Origin of the sequence: Enterococcus sp. AZ149 (genome assembly GCF_051714285.1) — a bacterium.
Taxonomy (GTDB): Bacteria; Bacillota; Bacilli; order Lactobacillales; family Enterococcaceae; genus Enterococcus_D; species Enterococcus_D entomosocium.
In genome coordinates this window covers 3,293,670-3,319,114 of the sequence record NZ_JBIORO010000001.1, presented here as the reverse complement: position 1 = coordinate 3,319,114, position 25,445 = coordinate 3,293,670, and the positions used below count along the sequence as shown (strand labels likewise).

Annotated in this window: 22 protein-coding genes; 13 read left to right on the top strand and 9 right to left on the bottom strand. The window is 37.1% G+C overall.

Going from position 1 to position 25,445, the window contains the following annotated elements:
- The first annotated feature begins 20 nt into the window (after positions 1–20).
- The 4 genes from IGI94_RS15415 (at position 21) to IGI94_RS15400 (ending at position 8,162) form a co-directional block, all read left to right on the top strand.
- A complete protein-coding gene (locus IGI94_RS15415; protein ID WP_438899932.1) occupies positions 21–3,314 on the top strand; it encodes a MucBP domain-containing protein in 3,294 nt (1,097 codons plus the stop codon).
- 594 nt (positions 3,315–3,908) lie between these two features.
- On the top strand, positions 3,909–5,096 hold the full coding sequence (locus IGI94_RS15410) for an AI-2E family transporter (RefSeq protein WP_034872249.1): 1,188 nt from the start codon (positions 3,909–3,911) through the stop codon (positions 5,094–5,096).
- Between the two features lie 386 nt (positions 5,097–5,482).
- Positions 5,483–5,914 (top strand): MarR family winged helix-turn-helix transcriptional regulator, encoded by a 432-nt coding sequence (locus tag IGI94_RS15405; protein WP_016612169.1) that lies wholly within the window; start codon positions 5,483–5,485, stop codon positions 5,912–5,914.
- Positions 5,907–8,162 carry an ATP-binding cassette domain-containing protein gene (locus IGI94_RS15400; protein WP_086372947.1) on the top strand — a complete coding sequence of 752 codons (2,256 nt, stop codon included), beginning with the start codon at positions 5,907–5,909 and terminating at the stop codon, positions 8,160–8,162. Before IGI94_RS15405 ends, IGI94_RS15400 begins: the two co-directional genes overlap by 8 nt.
- A gap of 403 nt (positions 8,163–8,565) precedes the next feature.
- Here the strand turns inward: IGI94_RS15400 and IGI94_RS15395 are convergent, their stop codons facing one another.
- From IGI94_RS15395 to IGI94_RS15385, 3 genes are all read right to left on the bottom strand, one after another.
- Positions 8,566–8,991 (bottom strand): hypothetical protein, encoded by a 426-nt coding sequence (locus tag IGI94_RS15395; RefSeq protein ID WP_086372436.1) that lies wholly within the window; start codon positions 8,989–8,991, stop codon positions 8,566–8,568.
- 13 nt (positions 8,992–9,004) lie between these two features.
- Positions 9,005–9,478 (bottom strand): hypothetical protein, encoded by a 474-nt coding sequence (locus IGI94_RS15390; RefSeq protein ID WP_086298851.1) that lies wholly within the window; start codon positions 9,476–9,478, stop codon positions 9,005–9,007.
- 239 nt (positions 9,479–9,717) lie between these two features.
- Positions 9,718–10,668 (bottom strand): hypothetical protein, encoded by a 951-nt coding sequence (locus tag IGI94_RS15385; protein WP_086332761.1) that lies wholly within the window; start codon positions 10,666–10,668, stop codon positions 9,718–9,720.
- A 191-nt stretch (positions 10,669–10,859) separates the two neighbouring features.
- Between IGI94_RS15385 and IGI94_RS15380 the strand changes: the two genes are divergently transcribed.
- The 4 genes from IGI94_RS15380 to IGI94_RS15365 all read left to right on the top strand — a co-directional run bounded on the left by IGI94_RS15380 (position 10,860) and on the right by IGI94_RS15365 (position 12,880).
- Positions 10,860–11,312, top strand: a complete 453-nt coding sequence (locus IGI94_RS15380; RefSeq protein ID WP_086372435.1) for a DUF5626 family protein — start codon at positions 10,860–10,862, stop codon at positions 11,310–11,312.
- Between the two features lie 16 nt (positions 11,313–11,328).
- Complete coding sequence (locus IGI94_RS15375) at positions 11,329–11,844, top strand: helix-turn-helix domain-containing protein (protein WP_218568917.1); 516 nt, start codon at positions 11,329–11,331, stop codon at positions 11,842–11,844.
- A 23-nt stretch (positions 11,845–11,867) separates the two neighbouring features.
- Positions 11,868–12,062, top strand: a complete 195-nt coding sequence (locus IGI94_RS15370; protein ID WP_086332758.1) for a hypothetical protein — start codon at positions 11,868–11,870, stop codon at positions 12,060–12,062.
- A 170-nt stretch (positions 12,063–12,232) separates the two neighbouring features.
- Positions 12,233–12,880, top strand: a complete 648-nt coding sequence (locus tag IGI94_RS15365; protein WP_086332757.1) for a hypothetical protein — start codon at positions 12,233–12,235, stop codon at positions 12,878–12,880.
- A 1,192-nt stretch (positions 12,881–14,072) separates the two neighbouring features.
- On the opposite strand, the gene IGI94_RS15360 is transcribed toward IGI94_RS15365, so the two are convergent.
- Positions 14,073–15,368, bottom strand: a complete 1,296-nt coding sequence (locus IGI94_RS15360; RefSeq protein WP_086332755.1) for an ISL3-like element ISEfa11 family transposase — start codon at positions 15,366–15,368, stop codon at positions 14,073–14,075.
- A gap of 301 nt (positions 15,369–15,669) precedes the next feature.
- On the opposite strand from IGI94_RS15360, the gene IGI94_RS15355 reads away from it, so the two are divergent.
- From IGI94_RS15355 to IGI94_RS15335, 5 genes are all read left to right on the top strand, one after another.
- Positions 15,670–16,122 carry a MarR family winged helix-turn-helix transcriptional regulator gene (locus IGI94_RS15355; protein ID WP_086332754.1) on the top strand — a complete coding sequence of 151 codons (453 nt, stop codon included), beginning with the start codon at positions 15,670–15,672 and terminating at the stop codon, positions 16,120–16,122.
- Positions 16,123–16,320: 198 nt separating this feature from the next.
- Entirely contained in the window at positions 16,321–17,019 is a 699-nt protein-coding gene (locus IGI94_RS15350; RefSeq protein ID WP_429947927.1) for a B3/B4 domain-containing protein, read from the top strand.
- A 256-nt stretch (positions 17,020–17,275) separates the two neighbouring features.
- Positions 17,276–19,837 carry a cation-translocating P-type ATPase gene (locus tag IGI94_RS15345; protein ID WP_429947875.1) on the top strand — a complete coding sequence of 854 codons (2,562 nt, stop codon included), beginning with the start codon at positions 17,276–17,278 and terminating at the stop codon, positions 19,835–19,837.
- A gap of 309 nt (positions 19,838–20,146) precedes the next feature.
- Positions 20,147–20,638 (top strand): helix-turn-helix domain-containing protein, encoded by a 492-nt coding sequence (locus IGI94_RS15340; RefSeq protein ID WP_139960459.1) that lies wholly within the window; start codon positions 20,147–20,149, stop codon positions 20,636–20,638.
- 111 nt (positions 20,639–20,749) lie between these two features.
- Positions 20,750–20,956, top strand: a complete 207-nt coding sequence (locus IGI94_RS15335) for a hypothetical protein (RefSeq protein ID WP_077454083.1) — start codon at positions 20,750–20,752, stop codon at positions 20,954–20,956.
- Between the two features lie 481 nt (positions 20,957–21,437).
- On the opposite strand, the gene IGI94_RS15330 is transcribed toward IGI94_RS15335, so the two are convergent.
- From IGI94_RS15330 to IGI94_RS15310, 5 genes are all read right to left on the bottom strand, one after another.
- Positions 21,438–22,490: a zinc-binding alcohol dehydrogenase family protein gene (locus IGI94_RS15330; RefSeq protein ID WP_008380297.1), complete on the bottom strand. Its 1,053-nt coding sequence runs from the start codon at positions 22,488–22,490 to the stop codon at positions 21,438–21,440.
- Positions 22,491–22,565: 75 nt separating this feature from the next.
- A complete protein-coding gene (locus IGI94_RS15325) occupies positions 22,566–23,654 on the bottom strand; it encodes an L-dopachrome tautomerase-related protein (RefSeq protein WP_005233176.1) in 1,089 nt (362 codons plus the stop codon).
- A gap of 26 nt (positions 23,655–23,680) precedes the next feature.
- A complete protein-coding gene (locus IGI94_RS15320; protein ID WP_005233187.1) occupies positions 23,681–24,211 on the bottom strand; it encodes a YbhB/YbcL family Raf kinase inhibitor-like protein in 531 nt (176 codons plus the stop codon).
- Positions 24,212–24,302: 91 nt separating this feature from the next.
- Positions 24,303–25,004 carry an endonuclease III domain-containing protein gene (locus tag IGI94_RS15315; protein WP_005233189.1) on the bottom strand — a complete coding sequence of 234 codons (702 nt, stop codon included), beginning with the start codon at positions 25,002–25,004 and terminating at the stop codon, positions 24,303–24,305.
- On the bottom strand, positions 24,986–25,354 hold the full coding sequence (locus tag IGI94_RS15310) for a winged helix-turn-helix transcriptional regulator (RefSeq protein ID WP_008380292.1): 369 nt from the start codon (positions 25,352–25,354) through the stop codon (positions 24,986–24,988). The genes IGI94_RS15315 and IGI94_RS15310 overlap by 19 nt, the downstream gene beginning before the upstream one ends.
- Positions 25,355–25,445 lie beyond the last annotated feature (91 nt).

Below are 25,445 nucleotides of genomic sequence, written 5' to 3'. Positions count from 1 at the left end.
TACCACGATGGAGTTGGCAGATGAAAAAGAAAATTTTTTCCTACATATCTTTGGCAAGTTTAATAGTACCTTCTTTTTTTGTTCCCATTGTGAATGTTCGATCAGATGAGCAACAAGAAAGTGTAGCACAAGCAACTAATGAAGAATCTGAAAATATGAGTAATTCGATTACAACGCTGGATTCTTCAACAACGCAAAGTGAATCTTCTGATACTTCGACAGAAGATAATAATGAATCCACGGAAGAAACAACAACGCAAAGCTCTTCTAACAACGCAAAATATTCTGGCGAAGATCAGGGGAATAGCCAAGTTGAAAATGAGACGACAAGTCAAAGTTCTGCAAATCCATCTGAGGTCGCAGTAAATAATGATCAAGAAGATTTTGCAGCTTGGCTTCCGGATCCAGCACTACAATCCGTAGTTGCTAAATCTTTAGGTATAGATGTGTCCGAAATCACGAAGGAACAGATGAGCAAACTTCAGACTCTCTATATCTACGCTGCAGATTCCGCTATTGCTGATTTGACAGGCTTGGAATATGCAACAAATCTATCATCATTTTATATGAGCGGCCAAAATCAGGTTACTGACTTTTCCGTTCTCACTTCGTTAAATAACTTAGTTTATGTATATTTGATGGGTGCTAATGTAACGGATGATAATGTACCAAACTTTGGTGCCAATTTAACTAGATTAAATCTTAGTTCCGCAAATGTAACCGATGCTGTATTTTCAAAAATAGTTAATATGAAAGGACTAGAGTCGCTAAGTTTCGAGTCCAATATGAATATTACGACAATTGCACCTCTGGTTGCATTACCAAATCTAACAGAATTAAGAATACAGTTCTGTGGCGTGACAGATTTTACTGTGATAAATGAGTTTCCCAAATTATCAAACTTAGCTGCTTATGGCCAAAACACAGGAAGAAATGATGCGATTACTTCATTATCTGCAAAAGAGTTAAATTACGATCCCGATAATCAATCATTTTTTGTTCCATTTTCCATTATGCCTAATCGTTTAACAAATTTTGATGGATATCAGCCTCCTTTTACAAAATCGAATAGTACTAGTCAGACGTACTTTGATTTGAATGGTGTACAGGTACCCTCCTCAAGATTAAGTATTACAGAAGATGGGATTACTGTATCTGGGGTTACTCAAAGTGAATTTGAAAGTATCGAAACAATGGAGTATAACGCACGACTGAATAATCCTGCCGGATCCTATGCTCAACCAGATGGATATAGTTTTTACGCCATTTCTTCAGGAACCTATTTGCACCAATTTTCGATCAATCATCAAGAATCCGCTGCAGATGTTACGGTGAGTTATATTGATACTGAAGGGAATGAATTGAAGCCTTCTCAAAAAATTAGCGGTAATATTGGTGAATCTTTTGATGCAACAACGCCAGAGTATAAGTTAGAAATAGACGGGTATACTATAAAAGAAGTTCAAGGTAATCCGACGGGAACCTTCAGTGATACAGCGCAAGAAGTGGTGTACGTATATGAACGCAGCGATGCAGCACCAGTCACGGTGAAATATCAAGATTCCGAAGGGAATCAGTTGGCAGACCCAACGGTATTAAGCGGAAAAGTAGGGTTACCATATACAATCGAAGCCAAAGAGATCCCAGGGTGGTATGTAGTAGAAACCCCAGATAATGCTTCAGGCACCTTCAGTGACACAGCGCAAGAAGTGGTGTACGTATATGAACGCAGCGATGCAGCACCAGTCACAGTGAAATATCAAGATTCCGAAGGGAATCAGTTGGCAGACCCAACGGTATTAAGCGGAAAAGTAGGGTTACCATATACAAGCGAAGCCAAAGAAATCCCAGGGTGGTATGTAGTAGAAACCCCAGATAATGCTTCCGGCACCTTCAGTGATACAGCGCAAGAAGTGGTGTACGTATATGAACGCAGCGATGCAGCACCAGTCACAGTGAAATATCAAGATTCCGAAGGGAATCAGTTGGCAGACCCAACGGTATTAAGCGGAAAAGTAGGGTTACCATACACAAGTGAAGCCAAAGAGATCCCTAGTTGGTACGTGGTAGAAACCCCAGATAATGCTTCAGGCACCTTCAGTGATACAGGGCAAGAAGTGGTGTACGTATATGAACGCAGCGATGCAGCACCAGTCACGGTGAAATATCAAGATTCCGAAGGGAATCAGTTGGCAGATCCAACGGTATTAAGCGGAAAAGTAGGGTTACCATATACAAGCGAAGCCAAAGAGATCCCAGGGTGGTATGTAGTAGAAACCCCAGATAATGCTTCAGGCACCTTCAGTGACACAGCGCAAGAAGTGGTGTACGTATATGAACGCAGCGATGCAGCACCAGTCACAGTGAAATATCAAGATTCCGAAGGAAATCAGTTGGCAGACCCAACGGTATTAAGCGGAAAAGTAGGGTTACCATATACAAGCGAAGCCAAAGAGATCTCAGGGTGGTATGTAGCACAAACACCGACAAATACTTCAGGCACGTTTAGCGACACAGCGCAAGAAGTGGTGTACGTATATGAACGCAGCGATGCAGCACCAGTCACGGTGAAATATCAAGATTCCGAAGGGAATCAGTTGGCAGACCCAACGGTATTAAGCGGAAAAGTAGGGTTACCATATACAAGCGAAGCCAAAGAGATCCCAGGGTGGTATGTAGCACAAACACCGACAAATACTTCAGGCACCTTCAGTGACACAGCGCAAGAAGTGGTGTACGTATATGAACGCAGCGATGCAGCACCAGTCACGGTGAAATATCAAGATTCCGAAGGGAATCAGTTGGCAGACCCAACGGTATTAAGCGGAAAAGTAGGGTTACCATATACAAGCGAAGCCAAAGAAATCCCAGGGTGGTATGTAGTAGAAACCCCAGATAATGCTTCCGGCACCTTCAGTGATACAGGGCAAGAAGTGGTGTACGTGTACGAACGCAGCGATGCAGCACCAGTCACGGTGAAATATCAAGATTCCGAAGGGAATCAGTTGGCAGACCCAACGGTATTAAGCGGAAAAGTAGGGTTACCATATACAAGCGAAGCCAAAGAGATCCCAGGGTGGTATGTAGTAGAAACCCCAGATAATGCTTCAGGCACCTTCAGTGATACAGGACAAGAAGTGGTGTACGTATATAACACTAAAGCGCATAATCCTAAGAACAATGGTAATTCAAATAATCATTTACCAAAAACTGGACAACAGATTAAAGGACAACTGATTTTAAGTAGTGTCGGAGCTTTGTTAGTCACACTCGTATTTGTAGCAATTAAAAAACGTAAAAGAAGTAATCGATAAGAGGAAGAAAGAGTGTTCAGAAAATGATCGTTTCTGGACACTCTTTTTGAATCAAATTTCTAATAATACTATTCGATATTGTGTATAGAAACCTACAATGAAATCTATGTCTAGATAAAATAGGAGTCGCTAAATATAAGAATAATTCATTTAAGGAATTGCAAACTTTAAAGTTCTTGATTCATTAATGTTTCACCTGTTTTTCATTTTTGATTAGGCTCTTTTTATTATGTTCATTTAAGCTAACGGTATAATTTTTTTGGAGGCTGATTTTTCATTGATAATTAAAATTTATTTATTGTGAATGATTATAAAAAGTTCTGAAAATACTAAAATAATAAAGGGAGTTTGTCAAATAATATAGAGAAGATAGCTCATTAATCAATCTGAAAAACACCTCTAGGCTAGAGATATAGCTTAGAGGTATTTTTATGACTAATTATGGTAAGATTATTAAATAAAAGTTGTCTTCATTTCAAATCGCATCGAATCCTCAAGTGGGGGAGATTAGTGAATGAAAAGGTCCATTTGGGGTGAGCTAATCTTTACAAGAAAAGAAGATTGATTTAGATAATGAAAGAACGGGGAGAAGAAATGAAAAAGAAACATAAAGTGATACAAATGTTGGGTGGGGCTACACTCTTATACATCTTAGCGGTCCTGTTTATAGGTGGCGCAACACTATTGCTGTTCAAAAATCTTACCTTTTTGATTGAGCCAGTAGTTAAAGTATTTCAGGTGGTTCTTCCTCCGTTAACTATGACGCTCGTTTTATATTTTGTACTTAAACCAGTTGTAAAGTTTTTGGTAGGGCTAGGACTTTCAAAAGTACTGAGTATTATTATTACATTATGCACACTTACTGCTGCCTTCATCTTGTCAACTGCCCTCGCACTGCCGTTACTTATCCAACAATTTGAACGATTGATCGAAAACTTCCCAAATTATTTGATTGAAGCTGAACGAGTAATAGAAACTTTTATACAAAATACTAGATATGAACAAGCATATCATGAGGGACTCGAGGTTCTGGCGAATTGGATAAATCAAGTTTCTAATAATGTGGGCGTATATCTGGGCAATATTATTTTCGGTGCTTCACAAGTGTTTTCAACGATTACCCATGTCCTATTGTTGTTATTGACAGTGCCGATCATCACGTTCTTTTTATTGAAAAATGACCGTCAATTTGTAGAGTATTCTTTAGGTATCTTCCCCCCTAGATTACGTCATGAAGTCAAAGAAATCATTCGGACAATGGAAAATCAGGTGGGCGCCTATCTAAAGGGCCAACTAGTCGTTTGTGTGATCATAGGAACATTGACTTTTATTGGCTTCTTAATTATCGACATGCCTTTTTCTGGAAGCTTAGCATTTCTTGTTGGCGCAACAGCTATCGTTCCTTATATCGGACCGGTTGTCGCCTTTTTCCCTTGTGCAATCATTGCAATCATGACGTCTCCTACGATGTTCATTCAGTTGTGCATTGTCTGGATCGTTGTTCAATTATTAAATGGGGAGCTGATCGAACCTCAGGTCATGGGAAAACATATGGTGATCCATCCAGTAACAATTATTTTTGTGCTATGGATAATGGGTGAACTTTTCGGCATGTTTGGGTTGATTTTCGGTATACCACTTTATGCAATCGTGAAAGTGTTAGTGGTGTTTGGGTTTCGAAAATTTAAGCAGCGATACAATCGCATATATGCGGAAGATGTTCCTTATGAAGAAACTGAATTTAGTTTAGAATCATACACTAAGAAAAGCAGCCATGGTTAACGAGGGAAACCTGTTGAACAAATGAATTCAAGTACGCATGTCCTGCTCAAATTGATCGTTTGAGTTAAATCATTTGCTTTGATAGTGAAAGAAAGAATTTTAATACATAGAGTGCTTGGAAATATCTATTTTCTGAGTACTCTATTTTTAGTTTGGGCCGATGAATTTCCGATAATTAAGTTTTCCAGTGTCAGAAATTCATTGGATCATGACTCCTTTTTAGCCATTCCAATAACTTGTCGTTTTTCTACGAAAGAGGCTGCTTGACTAAGCAGGAATCAACGCACAACAATGATAAGCGCCAGATGGATAGACTACCTATTTGACATCTGATTTCCCAAATGATATAGTTTCCAAATAGAAATCAATTTGAGGGGAAGTTTTCAATGAATAATTTAGAAGAGGTATTAGTAAACTTACAATGTGAATTGGTGGCGGAAAGAACCAGACTAAATCCTAAAACAATTAGTTGGCTTCAATATGATATTTTAAATATTCTAAATTCTGAAACTGAGATGCGCCCGTCAAAAATGAGTGTTTTGCTAGGAATTAGTAGGACAAAACTTTCAAAGGCGTTAAAAGAGCTAAAATTAATGAATTATATTCAACAGAAACCCAATGATGCAGATGGTCGAGAACTACTCACTTTTTTGACAATAGAGGGAAGTCATTTATTAACAACTATTGATAATGGACATACGCACTTATCTGAAATCGCAAATGCAGTTTTTAATCGGAAGGAAAAAGAGCAGTTCGCTGAACTAGCAAAGAAATATTTAGAAGCGCTTAAAACGGAAAGGCTGAGGTATGATGAATGATCTCATTTCTATCGAAGGAGCTAAAACAAACAATTTAAAAAATCTTTCTTTGAAACTTTCTAAGTATCAAGTAACTGTCGTAACAGGTGTTTCAGGCTCGGGAAAATCTTCTTTGGTATTTGATACCTTAGCAGCTGAATCCCAACGATTACTAAACGAGACCTATTCGAGTTATATCCAACAGCTACTACCTCACTATTCTCAACCAATCGTTGATAAAATAGAAAATCTACCAGTGTCTATTGTGATTAATCAGAAGAAACTAGGAGGAAATGCACGTTCCACAGTTGGAACTGTAACAGATATATATTCAAGTTTAAGGCTGCTATTCTCGAGGGTTGCAACCCCTTTTATTGGATATTCTATGAATTATTCGTTTAATAATCCCAAGGGCATGTGTGAAGTTTGTAAGGGATTAGGTGAGGTCAAAGAGATTGATGTCGATAAGTTAATCGATTTTGACAAATCTTTATCAGAGGGAGCTATTCAATTTCCTACTTTTCAACCGGGAGGATGGCGCCTGTCTAGGTATACAGAATCTGGTAATTTCGATAACAATAAAAAAATTAAAGATTACCTAGCAGAAGAATTGGACCGTTTACTAAATGATCTCGGCAGCACTCCAAGTAATCCTACGAATAAATGGCCAAAAACTGCACGTTATGAAGGGATCATTCCCAGAATTACCAAAAATTTTATCGAAAAAGAAAGCACGCAATATAGTGCACCATTAAATCACATTCTGCAAGTGAAAGAATGTCCCAATTGTCAAGGCACTAGAGTAAGTAAACTCGTTCGCTCTGCAAAGATAAATGGAAAATCGATCGCAGACTGTGTGAGGATGCCTATTCCTGAACTAAACAAATTTATTAAAGAGATTCATTCTTCTGCTGTTCAGGTGATTTTGAAAGATTTAAGTAAGAAACTACAGAGTTTGGAGGAGGTTGGCCTAGGCTATTTGTTTCTTAACCGTCCAACAGCAACATTATCTGGTGGAGAATCTCAAAGAATAAAAATGGTTAAACATCTTAACAGTGCACTTAGTGATATTCTATACATTTTTGATGAGCCTAGTATTGGACTCCATCCAGAAGATATTCAAAAAATAGCAAAGATAATTAGGGGGTTAAAAGATAAAGGAAATACTGTTGTTCTTGTTGACCATGATCCGGATATTATACAAATTGCAGACCATATCATTGAGATCGGTCCAGGATCCGGGGATAGCGGTGGAAAAATCACCTTTGAAGGAACCTATGATGAACTACTGAAGTCGAACACCATCACTGGAAGAGCGTTGGCAGATCAGTTGAACGTTAATACACAAAGACAACAATTTTCTTCCTATTACGAATTAAATGAGGTTAGTTTGCACAATGTTGTAAACGCTTCTGTGGTGTTGCCAAAACAAGCATTAACGGTTGTAACCGGAGTCGCTGGTTCTGGGAAGAGCACACTCATTCGCTATCTTTTTAAAAAAAAATATCCTGAAGCAAGTATATTAGACCAGAGTCAGATAAATGGCAACATTCGCTCAAATGTTCTCACGTATCTAAATGTCTTTGATAAAATTCGGAGCATCTACGCGCAATGTTCTGGTAAAAGTGCCTCTCTTTTCAGCTATAACGGTAAAGGAGCATGTCCTCTGTGCAAAGGCAAAGGAGTGATAAAAATGGATTTGGCTTTTATGGGGGATGCAGAGCAAGTTTGTGAGAAATGCCGAGGAAAAAGATATAACGATGAAGCCTTATCTATTTTATGGCATGGTTTCACTATTTACGATATTTTACAATTATCAGTTCGAAAAGCAGTAGATTTGTTTGATGATCGCTTATTGATCAGAACGATGCAAATTCTCATGGATGTTCATCTAGAGTATATGAAGTTGGGGCAGTCGCTAGATACATTTTCTGGTGGAGAACTTCAGCGTTTAAAGATAGCAAAAATAATTGCTCAAGATACTTCTAACTGTCTAATATTAGATGAACCATCTACCGGCCTTCATGAGGCGGATATTGACAAGTTGTTATTATTGTTAAATAAACTTTTGCAAAAAGGAAATACATTGATTGTTCTAGAGCACAATCTCAAAATAATTAGTCAGGCTCAATGGCTTATCGAAATGGGACCTGGCGGGGGGAACTTTGGAGGTAAAGTATTGTTTCAAGGGTACCCAATAGACTTATTAACGTTAGAAGATTCATACACAGCAAAACATCTGAAAAGATATACAAAAAACAACAATTAAAAAAGGTGTTTATAAGAATTTCAGTTCATGATTTTTTTAACAGCTATGTGATGGGCAGAAATTTAATAGCTTTTGATCTTCTTAATTTTTCGACAAAGAGTGTTAAGAAAGTGACGAATTTCTGGACACTCTTTTTAGATACAATAATTTATATGTGTCACACTATTTTTGTGTTCATAAACTCGTAACTAAATCATTGTTCAATGAAAATTTAGATTTATGAGTATTTGGACAAACCTTGGATGTGGTCAGATACTTAATAGTATTTGATACCTTGCTCATAGTGATGGTTATTTTTTATTGTAAGTAACTATACAGATATAGTTTGAAAATAGAATTTCTTATTTTCCATACTCACAAAAAATGCTTTTAATTCAGTGATTGAATTAAAAGCATTCTCATTTTACCAATTATATTTTGTTGTTAATGTTACAGTGTTGTAGCCTGATTTTTTAAACTGATGATACCCTAAAGATTTAGGGCTAGTGTGCAGTATACCAAACGTTGCTTGTGCGCTTCCATATTTGCTATTTTTTACTGTATTCTGATCGCTGTTTATGAGTTTTTTTCCAGATGTATAAGACTCACATTTCGACCAGATAGAATCTTGTGTTTGACTAGCAGTTGAAGTAGCCACAAAAACTAGATTAGATTTTGATAGATTTCCTTTTACTGAAATAGAAGAGCGTGTGAGTGCATTCGACATTGTTGCTTCGTTTGAGTCAACAACTTCAAGTAGATTTCCTTGTTCGCTTGCAAGGGCTGTCGTCGAGACATTGAATCCTAAGATGCTTAGCAAGAATGTAAAAAGTATAATTTTTCTTTTCATTATTGATTCTCCTTTACTGATTCGCTCTAACTTCATGAGTGACCGTTGAATAACCTGATTTCTTAAATGTTGAATTTGCATAGGTATAGTTTTTTGACACACTTACTGGGGCATGATTTGTTTTAACAGAATTATACGCTGTTTTTGTTTTAGTAGAAGACTTATCATTTTTCAGTACACCGTTTGAATTGTAGAGCCGTGATCGTACAAAGATACTGTCCATCATTTTAGCCGCTTCTCCAGTTGCAGAGGACGCTGCACTTATTGGAGCGAGTGTGTAATGGATTGTAGCAGTCGTAGTACATTTGATGGAAGACCGTGAAACCCCATCTGTCATGGAGCTAGAATCACTATTCGAGATGACTATTTCTTCTAAAATTGGATCTTCTTGAATATTTCCACCTTCTTCAGAGGCGTATGCAAAACCTGGTAGTGTTGTAAGTGGTAAGAGACCCAGTACCCCCATTTTATATAGTGCTTTTTTCATTGTGATGACCTTCTTTCTTTTTATTTTCAAAGTTACCCTTCAAGATGAAAACAATAAATAATACTGCTTTCACGAAAGAGAAACTGTGATTTACTGTATCCAGAGGAACCTCTTTTGCTAACAATAACTGGAAAATAAACGGAACAACTATTGGCGAGATTATGACGTATATACAATATACGAAATATGCGAAAATTAAGTTATTTACGAGATTTGCTGTTTTTTTCATATTTTTCCACCTACTTACTATTTTTTATGAGTACAGGATTTGAGAAATCAATTTCAGTAATAGAATATATCCCATCGTCCATTTGATATGGCGACAGAACATCAACTAATTGAAAAATACTGTTTTCTTTTTTTGTGACGGGAATTTTAATCGGAATCCTATACAATTTATTATCAGAGATTTCATACACGGTGTTTGGAGGCAGTTCATTTTTTTCTATGAGAGAGCCATTTATAAAGGGAAGAATTGAGTGTCTGCTGTTCTCATTACTAGTTTGTCCCAAAAGAAGCTCCACACTGTCATTAGATCTTTTTTCAAGTTCGAGGATCGCTTCATTTGAAGATTGAACATTTACCATTGAAATTCTGGCGTTGTAATCGTTCGTATCATTATCATTAAGAAATTTAATGGACTGAGGATAGGTACTGTTGTTAGTCAAATTGAATCTTAGTCCCATAACTGAGTATTCTAAACTTCTTTCTAAGGTCATCGAGTCGTTCGATTTCGGATATTTAAAAAGTAAAATCATTAGTTCGTTTCCCTCAGAAATATTGTCTATTGAAAGGTCTATATTTATTTTCTGTTTATTGGTCAATGAAAATATGTTTGCCGAAGTAACTTCTTCTCCATTAACTTCATAGGGAATTTCATGCAAGTCCTTTAATATGTTTAAGTAATAAAGGTATTGTCCCTCCATATCTTGGATAATTTCAAGATCCCCTGAAAATGAAGATGAGCCACTTTGGTTTATTTGTGTACCTACATCAACTATCTGACCATTACTATCACGTAATCCATAACTTATGGTGTTTTCGAAAACAATAGTTTGAGTTTCTTCGGACTTAGGATTAGTTAATAAGAGGCCGGGCAAAACTAAAAAAATAATTATGGATAATGCAACTGTTGAAAGTATGGCAAATAATAATGGTGTTTTTTTATTTTTAAATATTCTCTTTCTCATCATTCACACTCCTTTTCCATTTACATTTTCATAATGACACATATCTATTTACTTTAAAGGACTAATCTGTTTACATTTCAGGTTTACGAAGGGATGTAAACCTGAAGTTTACGTAGTGTAAATAGAACGATACTTATAAATACCATTATTACAATGTATACTAAGAGAAAAATTTAGAATAGGAGAACGAAATGAAAAAAATATTTACGTTATTTATATTAGGAGTAGGTATTCTTTTTTTTCCAGCAACGGGACTTGCGCACGAAAATGAGGAGTTAGTATTTGACCTTGATTCAACAACTATTAGAAGCGAGTCATCGTATATAGATGACTCGGGAGAAACTATTGAACTAATGATTGAAAATATTTCATCCGGTACTAGGGTAGGTAAAGGGACATACAAAGTCTCGAAAAAAAGCACGGGTAATTGGTTAGTATCGTACAATGTGACTGTCAACTCGAACAAACAATTTACAGCTGCAACTAATTTAAATATGACCACTTATCAAGGGAGTATTACTTCAAGTTCTTTGAGTAGCAATTCATCAAGAGCTATCTGTAACTTCAAACACAAGATTGGAACAATGACTTCTAATGCGAGCGTGACGACGACTATTTCAAATGGTAAACTGGTTGTAAAATAATAAGTAGGTGTATTTAATGATGGAACTCGGGGAAAAACTTAAGTCACATCGGGAAAACAAAGGATTCTCACAAGTGTTTGTAGCTGAAAAGCTTAATGTTTCAAGACAATCTATTTCAAAATGGGAAAATGACCGAGGCTACCCTGACTACGACAACTTAATTCTACTGAGCCAACTTTATGAAGTTTCTATTGGAGAGCTACTCGATGAGAATGAAAAGTTGAAGAAAAAAATTGAACATAATAATGAAGATATTGCCAGCAAGAAACAGAAGCTCCAACTTTTACGAAATACGCTGGGAAAAGATGAAAGTCTGGTTTTAATTGGTCTTTCAGCGCTAGCATCGTTCATATTTCCAGTGGGCATTATTGTGTGTATGTTCGTATTTGTCAGAAATAAGCGCTGTAATTCATACTATAAATTAATTTGGCTTATCAGCATTTTAGCACTGGCGTTAAATTTATATGCTGGATACGGACACTTAGCAAATTATATGGGGTGGGGATCAGTTTCGATCGAACAGATTGAATAACGTCAAAATCAGTAGGAGTAAGAATGAAAAAACGAAATTTACTTACTGTTTGTAATGAAAGAAGAAGCGTCAATCAGCAAAAATTAAACTATGCGGAAGAATTTCTGCTATTTAGGGGTAAAATTCAGGAAGAACTGTATTCTGATAAAATATTTCTGACACTGATTGATAAAGAAAAGGGATTAGTTCAAGAAAGAGATAAACTATTAAATGAGTAGTACCATTCTATGGTGAAGACAATTTTAATTCTGAAGGTGTAATAGTAACTACTAAAAGTAAACTTTTCGTTTACCTTTAGTAGTAAACCGATGATGTAAACTTCTCGTTTCTTTCATTTTTTTCATATTTCAAGGATACTTAGTGTATAAAAAATGAAAGAGGGATCAAAATGAAAAAATCTATCGTAACAACTATGTTAACAGCAATAGTTGCAACCACTGTATTTACAGCTTTTGGTGGTGCAGTAACTTATGCTAAAGCAGAAACAATGGAAGAAACTAATGAACTTATTCTTCCTGACGAAAATGCACCAATTTTTTCGGACGAAGGAGCAGAGTACTTAAACGTTCCTGAAATTAATCTTGATAATGATACAAACTTGTACTCGGAAGGCATACAAGTAAATACTAGAGTAGCTCAATATAGAATGTGGAGAATTGAATCGAAAACATCAGCTGGTACATCTTATGGCGCATGGAGAAATGGACCATCTGGAAAGGGAAAAGCAACATTGTCAGCCACTAACTCAAATACTTCTAGTAGATCTGTTTCGTCTTCGATTTCAGGTAGTTATCCAATTGGTGCCGATAAAATCGGAGCATCGTTGGGAATTACAATTGGGCAATCAAAGACTTACGGAGTATCTTATTCTATAAATATCCCCGCAGGTAAAAGACAACAAATAATTTTTAGACCAGTGTACAAATCTACAAAAGTAGTACAGCGTGAGTATATAAGTGGAGTCAAAACAAAGACAGCTAGAACCGCTACTGTAAAAACCTTTAGTCATTGGGATTACTCATTTAAAAACCTATAAGGAGAAAAAGATGGAGAAACAATACATTTATAGTTTATTTATCGGATTCATTTTATTATTTCAATTACAATTGATCAGTTACTGTAACTATCTTTTGGTTAAACAAGGTACAATCAATGGTGTTTTAGATCCTTATTTATTACTAAAAACGCCATTAGTCGTTATCCCCGTCTTGTTTATTTTATATTGTGCATACGGCATTTATAAAACGATTAAGAAACGATAAAAAATTAGTGCGCGTGTTAATTCTTCCCCAAATTAACATAATCTCGATATGGATTTCTAAATTAAGAAAAAACTATAAAAATGTGGTCACCATTAAAATCACTCAAAAATGATTGAGTGATTTTTTCAGTTTTCATTATATGGAGTGTTCAGAAAATGACGATTTCCTGAACACTCTTTTTAAATGCCATAATTGAAATTTATTGCTCTATTCTTGTGTACATAAACTCGTAACTAAATCATTGTTCAATTAAAAATTAGATTTATGATTATTAGGACAATTAATATAAAGGGACAGAAACATTAAAAATCAGTAATCAAATGGAATGAGATATGAGTGAAACAAGAGGACACTTTCTACAGTTTTAATAGTCAGACTACTCATTAGTATCAAAAGAAAAAACGTTGATTCTCTCTCATTTTCGCATCAAAATTCTTCAGTAATTGACCTGAAGGAAAAACACTTTATTCTTGTACAATTTGCTTAAAGCAGTTAGACTTATCCGGCCCTAAAATTTAGAAGCTTCGTTCTAACTCTCTGAGCCCGATCATTCGTAATCGGGTATTTTTGTTCTGCAAATATTATTAATAAATATAAAACTGATTTATAGGAAAGCCGAAGACATTTTAAAAGTTTATTATCTTTATAATAACAATTCGGAGCGTAAGGTAATGCCTCGCTAAAAAATAACTTATAATTCTTGAGAAGGAAAAACCAAAGAAATAAGCTAAACGAAAAAAAAAATTTAGACATATATTAATTTTTGTATAAATAAAACACTTAATAACGTGGATTATTAAGTGTTCTCATTTTTTGTTTAAAAAACTATTCTCCTAACAAATGAATAGATTACTTACGTGGAAGGAGGCCTAAAGGGAAAAAATGGCTATTTGTCAATAAGGACTGATGAGTTGTGCAAAATCAAATCTGGGTCAGAATGAACCTCATTCTGGCTCAGATTTTTTGTTATCTCACTTTGATTAATTGACTGATCAAAAAGATTCTAATTCTCATGTTCTCGAATGATTTAAATCTGTAGGATACTCGTTTCATTGTCTTTATGTGGGTATTCTTCGCTTCTATTTTTCCATTGGAATAAGGATAGATCATTGCGTTGGTGATGCCTTCTTCATAGGTCAGAAGGTTTTGAAGCTTCTCCCGAAAGCTGTCATCTAACGTTTCGGGAAGTTCTGTCAATAAGGAGAAAAATAAGTCAGGGTCTTTGTCTCGAAAGGCTTCAACTAATTCATGAAAAAAGGGATACGCCTCCTTCAGGGGCGTAGAAAACTCAAGCAATCGATCAATCATCATTGCTTCAGTAAGAAATGGGTATTTTGGTGCTCGGAAACTTTTCCATGTTTTGTATTCATAATGGTTGATGTTTGCACGATTTTTTAGCAAAAAGCGCCAGTTCTTTTTCAGTTTTTCTGCCTGGCTTTTCTGTCCGGCTTTACGAAGTTCATTCATTTCACGGATACGCAACTCATTGAACGCTTGATTCATGTGTTTGACAATATGAAACCGATCAATCACTACTTTCGCATTTGGCAGAACACGTTTGGTGAGCTGGAAGTAGGCGGCGTTCATGTCTGTCACCAAGAATTCTACTTCTTCTGGATTGGTACAACCTAAGAAATAGCTTGTTAATCGAGGTAATTTACGCGTAGGCAAAACATCTATTAATTTTCCTGTTTCGCCATCTGCGCAAATAAAGCTCATTTTATCTTCTATGGAAGCATGCGAACGAAATTCATCAACCATCAATACTCTGGGGAGAATCTTCTTAGATTGCTTTGGTAAATAGCTTTTAAACTCTTTCAATGTACGAATAACGGTGGTCAAAGATACCTGACAGCTTTTCGCAATAAAAGATAAAGATACTTTTTCAGTCAGTAAAGAAGCAATTTTATATCTAACATGATTTGCGATTGAATGTCTGGGTTGGACAAAATAACTTTGAGCAGTCCAATGGGTTCGGCAGTTTTTACAGGTATAGCGCTGCTTTTTTAGGCGCATAACCAAAGGCATATGATTGTATTGTTCAAAACGGACAATCGTTTCCTTCTTCCCATTTTTCACTATAATTGTTTTCCCGTTTCCATCTACCACAGTAGAACCACAACTTCTACAAGCACGAGGAGTAGGCGAGAGAACAGCATCGACGACCAACGTCTTTTTCTTCTGAAGGGTCTCGTAAGAGATCTCTGTAATCATCAAATCTTTCTCTGTTATTCTCAACATTTTTTTGATAGAATCATTCATATAGCATATCGTCCTCTCAGTTGTTTATTTTGTGGTGATTTAATCATACTAGAGAACGATATGTTTTTTAATACCTAAAATGAAAATGGGGCTGAAGAATCAATTCTGATTCATCAGTCCCATAAATTATAGAGCCAGAATTTTTTCTCTGTATTCTCCTGCTTTTTTTGAGAACAGAAACAACAAGCTTATGCCATGCACCCATTTTCTAAGAGTGAGTAAAAAAGTAAATCAAGCCCATTATTGTTGTATATGCAACAATAATGGGCTATTCTAGTGCTAGATAGGGAGGGGATAGTTCGTGGAGGATATCCTTCGTGAGATAGGATCAATCAGTAGAATGTTGGAATCAATTGCTAATATTGAATTTAAAGAGGTTCAACTCAGTAAAGGGCAATACATTTACTTAGTTCGTATATTTGAAAATGAAGGAATTATTCCTGAACGATTAGCCGAACGGATCAAAGTTGATCGCACGACTTTGTCCCGGGCGGTAAAAAAGTTAGAGGAAAATGGGTTTATTCTAAAAGAGTCAGACAAAGAAAATAAAAAAATCAAACACTTATACACAACCGCCAAAGGGAAACAAGCGGTTCAATTAATCATAAGAGAAAATAACTATTCAAATAAAGTAGCGATTCAACAGTTATCTGCTTTAGAAAGAAAAAATCTTGCGGAAATGCTGAAAAAAATAAAATCTTCGGTAGAAGTTGATTGGGTCAACGTCAAGAATGGGATCAAAAGAGACTATTAAACGAATAACGCCGCTGGGGAGATTGGATCTGATTGAATGTACATTCATGCTACCTAGGGTAGGAAGCGCAGGTAGCTGATATTTTGTTAAAAAGGATATAGCTCGGCTGGCTGCTGAAAAAACAGAGAGCCTGAAAAATAAAGGACATGAATTTGTTCAAATAAACTAAACAGGAGTGTAGAGAAAGTGAAGAAAATAATGATCGATCAAGAATTTTGGGCACTATTTCCAGAAGCACAAATCAACTGCCTTGTTGTAAAAAATATAAACAATGTTGCCGATGCTGCACACGAAACGTTTTTTACTGACTTGCTAAAAAGTAGTAAAGAACAAGCAAAGCGCTACTTAACGACCAACACCTTCAGTGAAAACCTGGTGATCCAAGAATGGCGAAGTGCTTTTCAGCAATTTAAAACGAAAAAAGGGGTACGCTCTTCCATCGAAGCACTGTTGAAACGGGTGAATCAAGACAGAGAATTTTCTCCCATCAATCCTTTAGTAGATATTTATAATAGTATTTCCTTGAAATATGGTGTCCCTTTAGGCGGAGAAGACCTCGATACAATCGTCGGCGACCTTCATTTAGGCGTTGCAAAAGGTGGCGAATCTTTCTTTCCCTTAGGTGCAGATACTGATTCCCCAGCCTTGGAAAAGGAAGTCATTTACTATGATGAGAAAGGTGCAATCTGTCGATGCTTAAATTGGCGGGAAGCCCAACGTACGATGCTAGCAGAAGAGACCACCAATGCTGTTTTATTCATTGAATCGATCAATGAAACGCAACGGGCTCGGGCGAATGAAGCAATCAAAGAGTTAAGTCAGTTGGTTCAAGAGTATTTTAAAGTAGCAGGTAATGATTATGTGCTAAGTAAAGAAAGTCCTGAAATCATTTTGTAAGGGCGAGCTTCTTGTCTATAGGATAAGGATGTACACGTACTTTTTCTCGATTTTGCATACCATTCTCTCATTTTGATTGATCGGTCATCGTGAAAATCTTGACCCAAATATTCGGATGTGCAATAATTAGGTGGAATTTAAATAATGACATTAGATTTGTTCGCCGGAATAAATCTTATTGAAGTCAGAAAAACTAACCTTAGGCTTTTATGGTTAGTTTGTCTGACTTCTTTTTTGTTTTAGGAGGTATAGGCAGATGTTAAAAGAACAATTGAAAGAAAAAGGAAAGAGCCCTAACCAGTCGGGACTTTCCAGTAAAGAAGCAGAAATGAAGCTAGAAAAATATGGGTTTAATTCCATAGAAAGCAAAGATGAGAAGCACTTTTATGACTATTTGAAAGAGTCGATGAAGGATATTACCATCTTGATTTTAATCGTTGCAACGCTCTTATCTTGTTATGTTGCTTTTCAAAACCATCCTGATGATTTTACGGAACCGATAGTCATCTTTTCAATTGTCATTCTTAATCTATATTTGTCGATTCGACAGCAAAAACATGCGGAAAAATCAATGAGTGAATTAAATAAGATAAGTGTTCCCGTAAGTAAAGTATTCAGAGATGGGGCGTTAAAAGAGATTGAAAGTTTGAACATTGTTCCTGGTGATATTGTTCAGTTGGCATTAGGGGACCGTATTCCAGCAGATGCTAAACTTTTAACGAGTAGTAATTTCTTTGTTGATGAATCATTTCTAACTGGTGAAAGTGAACCAAGTGAAAAAGATCCCACCTATATTTCTTCTAAAGAAGATTCTTTAGGGGACAGAAAAGACTTGGTTTTTTCTGGCTCATTAGTAGTCACAGGAAAAGCAAACGTTCGAGTTGAAAAGACAGGAATGAATACGGAAATTGGTAAAATATCGAGCTTATTAAGCAAGGAAGAAACAACCATAGCACCTCTACAAATAAAAATGCAAAAACTTGGGAAAGTTCTAGGACTAATCGCTATTCTCTCTGGCTTTCTAGCGATTGCTATAGGAATCAGCAAAGGATTGTCTTTAGAGACCAGTATCATGACCGCAATATCCATGGCTGTTGCTGCTATTCCAGAGGTTTTGCCAGTCGTAGTAACAATCTCTCTAGCTGTTGGGATGAGAAATATGGCACTGAAGAAAACCATCGTTAGGACTCCTTCAACAGTAGAAACCGTTGGAGGTGTTTCAATCATCTGCTCAGATAAAACTGGAACGATTACGGAAAATAAGATGATCGTGAAAGAAGTTATTATCATGAAGGATAGACTGACTTCCTGCTTAGAAATAACAGAAGAGAAGGATAAAAATCTCTTATTTCTCTTCTATCTTGCTAGTTCGATGGAAGAAAATACAATAGTAACTAGTAATCCAACAGAGTTGGCGATCAGAAAAAAACTGGCATCGCTCTTCACTAAAGAGGAACTAGGTAAAGTCGCTTCAACCTTTGAACAGATTCATGAAGTTCCTTTTGATTCAAAACGAAAAAGAATGACTGTCTTATATAAAGTAAACAACCAATATGTTTCTGTCACAAAAGGGGCTTTTGATCGCTTGGATCTCATTGATGCGAACAACCCCACCTACGTGAGCAAGCATGATGAGTTGGCCAATCAAGCCTATCGTGTTTTGGGCGTTGCTTATAAAAGATACGATGAAAGACCTACACGTCTTACTGAAGAAATTCTTGAAAGTCAGTTAGAATTTGCAGGATTTGTTGGGATTATCGACCCAGCTCGGCCCGAAAGCTATCCGGCTGTTTCTATTGCAAAACAAGCAGGGATTCAAACCGTAATGATCACAGGGGACCACTTACTGACAGCAAAAAAAATCGCAGAGGATGTAGGAATTCTCACCGATGGAAAGAAAGCAATGACCGGAGCGGATTTACATGAAATGAGCGATGAAAAACTAGCCCGTGTGATTGATGACTATCGAGTCTTTGCCCGTACTTCCCCAGAAGATAAAATTCGAATCGTAAAAGCATTCCAAAAAAATGATGAGATTGTCGCCATGACTGGCGATGGTGTCAATGATGCACCTGCATTAAAAGCAGCTGATGTAGGGATCGCAATGGGAGGAGGCACAGAAGTAGCAAAGGAAGCCTCTGATATGGTTTTAGTAGACGATAATTTTGCGACGATTGTGCAGGCGGTTGAAGAAGGACGACGGGTATACAGCAATATCAGAAAATCATTATACGCGATGCTTGGTTGCAATATTTCTGCACTGACGATCGTTTTAATTTCCTTGCTCGTTGGGTGGGGAGCACCTGTTACAGCGGTTCAATTGTTAATCATAAAAGTAGTTGCAGATGGAATCCCAGGAATGAGTCTTAGTATTGAACCAGTCGATAAAAAAGCAATGGAGGAAGCCCCTATCACTAAATACACGAGCATTTTTGCGCAAGGATTATTGGTAAAAATTGTAGAAATTTCAATTGTTTTTACAGGCGTCACATTAGGCGCGATTCTAATTGGACGTCTAGAATCGATAGAGGTTTCGCAGACAATGACATTTATTGTATTGGGATTATCAACTATTGTGCATATGTTTAATTGTAGAAGTAAAGAATCTATCCTGAAGCTGCGTTTTTTGAGCAATCCGTTGTTAGTAATGACAACCTTCATAGGTGCATTGATCATTATCTTGTTAGTAACGATTCCATTCACGCAAACCATTTTTGGCTTTGTCTCTCTTCGTGCAGTTGACTGGCTATGGGTAATCGGCTTATCCATTTTTCCTTTAGTGTATATTGAAGTGAAAAAATACTTTGGCTTGTTTTAATGTGAATGATAGGAAGAGAATCTTCTATTAACATATTTTCTTGAGAAATGAGGGAGGGCAAAAACTGGGAAGTTTTTGCGTCTCCTTTAATTATTCACAGATGCTTATGATTTCTGGTTTGATAGTATTTAGAAGATATCAGAATGCACAACAACTATTGTTGTAAGGAAAGATTCGGTAGTATATTTCAGGTAAATCACCAGAAGTAGCTAAAAATCCCCTCTATTCTACTCTCTTTTTCAAGAATTCCTGTTAAATGGTAGGTTTTATGTCAAAATGAAAGGTAGAAATCGATGAGGAGTGGTCAATATGAAAGAAACGATATTAGCAATGAAGCTGAAAGAATATAGAGAAAAAAACAAGCTAACGCAAAGTATGCTAGCAGAATTATTAGAAGTAAGTGACAAGACAATCTCAAAATGGGAGTTAGGTGCTACCTACCCTAGCAAAAAAAATATGATCAAAATAGCCGAAGAATTGGATATCTCATTAGAAACATTACTTTTGGAAGAAACTAAGAAAGACAATGAGAATTTAAAAGTAAGTATCAAGTATGGGGTGATTAGTTTTTGCTTGCTCTTTTTTGTCACGATGATCGTTACTTCGTTCAATCAAGACTTCAGCACGATTATGAATCTTTCTATTCAAGAAAAATTTGGTGTGCTTTTAAACACTGCTTTAAAATTATTGAGCATCTCGGTGCCGCCAGCGATCATCATTGGCTCCGTGTTTTATTTTTATATCTTCCCTAAAAATAAAAAAGAGAACGAACCATTTCCTCGGTTTCGACAGAAATGGTAGATTAGAGTATAGGAATCAAGTCATGGACAGAAAAACGCATTTTAGATAAAAAGAATGCTCAGTCTGGCTAGTGTGAAAAGCGCATAAATTTTATAAGAAGGGGAGAACAGGATGGGGTTATTTGGTAAAAAGAAAGAAGTCAGAAATTTAACGAAGGAAGAAGAAGCAGAGATCAAAGAAGAAATGGCACGACAAATGCTTTCAAAAAACGAAAATGATATTGGCATGGTCAAGAAAATTAAAGTCCTGACAAACATGAGTACAGGACAAGCGAAAGACCTATTCCTGAAATTTAGGGATGAGTTAACCGAGAATTAATCGGATAGGGAGTCAGATAGCGATTGCCCTTCAAGAAGGCGATATTTTGCTTATTATGTTTCTTTCAAAATTGAGATGAATAGAAAGGGAGAATAGATATGAAGAAAAAAAACTCTGAAAAATGGTATTTTTGGGTACTTGTTGTCATAATGGTTGTTGTCTTTTTCTATCTTACTAAGTAAAGAGAATGAATTTTCTTGAAAATAAACACTTACTAAGAATGACTATTTTTTAAGTTATGAATGGATGATGATTTTATGAAAAACGAATATGGATTTACCTTGATTTCAGTTTTAACTATGTTATCCATTAGATTATTATATTGATGAATGAAGCATTCAGAGACCCATTGTTTTCTGAATGCTTTTTTCATCTACAAATCATTCTTTGAGAATCCGGCTGTTACGAAAAATCAGTGATAGTGTATTAGAATATATGATGAATTCTGTTGAAGGGTGCGTTCATTAAATGGCTCGGGCGATTAATTCCCTGTAGGGTTTCCATTAAAAGGACCACTTACAACGACTTTTCCCAACATATGGCCACTTTCGACATCTCTCGTTGCGCGCTTCAAATTTGCCGCGTTGATTCCATCCGAATAGACTTTGCTTAAGGTTGTTTTTAGTGTCCCTTCATTTGCTAAATCAGCAATCACTTTTAGCGCTTGTCCTTGTGTCTCGATTTGATAGTCGTGGTCTGTTTTAGCGAACATATACTCCCAATCAAAGCTAACAGAAAGGTTTTTCCATACACTTAAATCAAGGGGCTCGTGAAGGCCAACGATCGTGCCCACATGACCATAAGGTTTTACCAAATGGCTGATTTGATCAAAGTATTGGGTGATGTCAAACAAGACAGCGATATAGTCAACATTCGGAACGCCTAATTCTCGAAAGCTGTCCCTTAGGTCGTGATGGTAGTCTAAAGGGTGGTCAACCCCGGTTTTTTGAAGCCAGTCAAAATTTTTTGAACTAGCGGTAGCATACACTTCTAGACCTGCCCAATGAGCCAACTGATTCAGTATCGATCCGACGCCACCCGCACCATTGATGACGAGAATACTTTTCCCTTGATTGGCGTTTTCTTTAGGAATCAAGCCGAATTTTTCAAACAGCAATTCATAAGCGGTTAATGCAGTCAATGGGAATGCAGCAGCCTCTTCATCTGTTAAATTTTTAGGGGCTAGGGCAACGATCCGTTCATCGACTGCTTGATATTCTTGATTGCTTCCTGATCGAGTGGTGGTTCCTGCATAAAAGACCCGATCACCAACAGTAAATTTCATGACATCTTTTCCGACAGCGACCACTTCTCCGACCGCATCAAAACCTAAGATACGCAGGGCATTTCGCTTGCGAGTCGTTTGCCGTAATTTGGTGTCGACTGGATTGACCGAAACGGCTTTGATTTTTACTAATAAATCACGAGGGCCTGGAACAGGGATTCCTTCTTTTTGGTCAATAAAACTATGCGTAGATTCAATTGGCAGGCCTTCGAAAAAGCCTATTACATTCATCGTTTTCTGTTCTGACATCTTCATTCCTCCTTTTCTGGATAGAAAATCGCATTAGTTCTTTTACGTATTGCCCTCCCTTTGGATCAAGACCGGTTAGTTTGCTTTCGCAGGATTTTTTCCGATAAAAATGCGGAACAGACTGTAAGGCTTCTCTCTCAGGTCTTCTCCTTTGTGAAAACTAGCCTGCCGTTGCAGCTGGTTGGCGTTAAAATATAAGTATTGATCTGGTCCAATAGATAAAGTATCTGGCCATAAAATACGCGGATCGTGAGCCAAAGTCTCCATAGTACCATCCGTGTGAATCACACGAATGCTGTTGTTTTCATAGTCGCCAGCATAGATCGTTCCATCTTCTGCCGTAATCATGCCATCAGAGGCGCCTTTTTCGCCCCAATCTTTAACATGTGCTTCTAATGCGTGATCATCAATTTCTTTGTTGAAAATTTTATCGGTTTCAATTGAGTATAAATGTCGACTGGATAAAGGACTAAAAAACAAGGTTTTTCCGTCGGGAGAAATCGCTAGGCCGTCAGCTGCCACTTGCCAATGCGAAGTTGTTCCATCAGCCGAGCGATTTAACAAAATCTCGCCTTCAACTTTAGGAATAAAGGCTGGATCAACCGCGGTGGAGGGCGTGCCATCTAAAATACGGAATGCATCGCCAGTACCTAAATCGAGTACGATCAACGCACCAGGACCGGTAATAGAAGAATCGGTTATATAGGCTACCCCTTCAGAACCGCGGCGTAAATCAATTCGAACATCATTCAAATACGTAGAGTCTAGGACGACATCCGGTGAAAAAGTATAGACTTTGCGAATTTGATTAGTACTTAAATCCACAGCAACCAGTTTTGCCCCACCCTTAACAGGAACGGTGAATTTGGGTGCAGCGGTATCCAATACCCACAAAGTACCAGCACCATCAGCAACGATACTTTGTACACTTAGAAATCCGTTTTCCGGTTTTTGAGGATCAAATGTATTCGCTTCTTGGCTAGGATAAGGAATTAATTTGCCGTCTACTCGTTCAACGACTGTCGCGGTTACTTGGTCTCCCCATTCAGGAAAATTAATAAAGATTCTCCCGGTTTCCGATAAGCTAACGCCGGTAGGCATCGCATCATAAAATTCATGGACTTGTTCTAGTTTGCCAAAATAGTTTTCTTTTGCAGCATTCATTACGTATCTTCCTCTCTGAGCTTTCCCTATTTCACTTCGACTTCAAAGTTCACAACACCACGAGCTAGGACATGTCCAAAGGTATTAAAAATGAAAAAAGCTGGGGTAGAATCCTCAGGAATTTCAACTTTCTCAATAGCCAATGCCCAAACCGTTAAGAAGTAGTGATGAACACCATGACCTTTGGGCGGCGCAGCACCAATATATTTTTTCATGCGGGCATCATTTGGTAATTGAACGGCTCCCGGTGGCAGCTTTGCGTTATCGCTACTGCCGGCTCCTTGTGATAATTCCTCTACAGAAGCGGGGATATTCATGACTGCCCAATGCCAAAATCCTGATCCAGTTGGTGCATCAGGGTCGTATAAGGTAACCGCATAGCTTTTCGTATTGCTTGGTGCACCGGTCCAGTGAAGCTCTGGTGAAATATCTTGTCCATCCTCAATCCCAAAATCACCAGACATAAATTTTTTATCCATAAGTTTCCCGTCAACAATGTCCTTACTGGTCACGTGAAACGCTGGCACGTCTTGTAATCCTAAAAATGGATCGTTCATACTATCTCCTCCTTGAAACGTGTTTTTGTAACAAGGATAGCGTAATCCTCGGTCAATGAAATGTAAATTAGGGAATTTTTTTATACCACAATTAGAGGTGAACGAGTGTAAACTGACTTAAGAAGCCTGCTTGCCAGTCTTTATCCGATTTCAAATGGACTTGACCGTAATCAACTAGCCAACCATGAAAGTTTTGAGCTTGTTCATTGGTAAATGTATCTGGTAATTCGATCATATTTTGAAGGGTGAGGTAAGTAAGCGGCTCATTTAGGCCTAAGCGACTAAAAATTCGTTGTGCGTATTTATCAGCGATAAACACGACCTTATTAAACACAAAAACCATTAGTACATCTGCCGTTTCATAGCCAACACCATAGATAGCTAGCAACTCTTTTCGTAACTCAGCCTGTTCTTTTTTCTGTAGAATACCGATATCATAGTTGTAGCGCTGAAACCAAGAAAAGATTTCTTTTATCGCGCGGGATTTATTTTTGTAGAAACCACTGGGCCGAATCAGATCCTGAAGAAGGAACTGATCAATTTCTGCCAATCTTTTCGGAGAAAATCCAATCTCTCTTCTGATGTTTGCTAAGGAATAGGCCACATTTTTCCAATTGGTATTTTGAACCAAAATTGATCCGACAACGATTTCCCATGGATTTTCTGTATCCCACCACGTTGAATGTTCCATTGATGTGCTTAATGCTTCATATAATTCTTCAATATTTTCAATCTTTTTCACGTTAAAAACCTCATTTTTACTAGCAGTCGCGATCAATTGCAAGTTAAACATTCTTCTTCAAGTAATCCCGCGTTTTTGTGATTAAAATCTTCGCCCCAGCGATACAATAATTCAATGATCTCTTTTAAAGAGTAGCCATAATCGGTCATTCCATACACAACCTGTAATGGTTTTTCCTGAACGACCTTACGATAGATCAATCCATCCTTTTCTAAATCTTTCAACTGCAAAGAGACCATTCTTCTAGTGATGCCAGGAATCAGCTTTTGTAGTTCGTTATAGCGAAGTGACCCATCAAACATCAAATGATATAAGATAACGCTTTTCCAACGACCTGAAATCATTTGTAAAGTCGATTCGACCGCGCAGCCATGTTCGCAATTGTATATTTTTCTTGTCATCTTCCGTTGTCTCCTTTTCCGTATGTCTGAGAGTATCATAAGGATTTACTTACTATTTGTAAAACAATTCATCTCCTAATCGTAAGAAGGC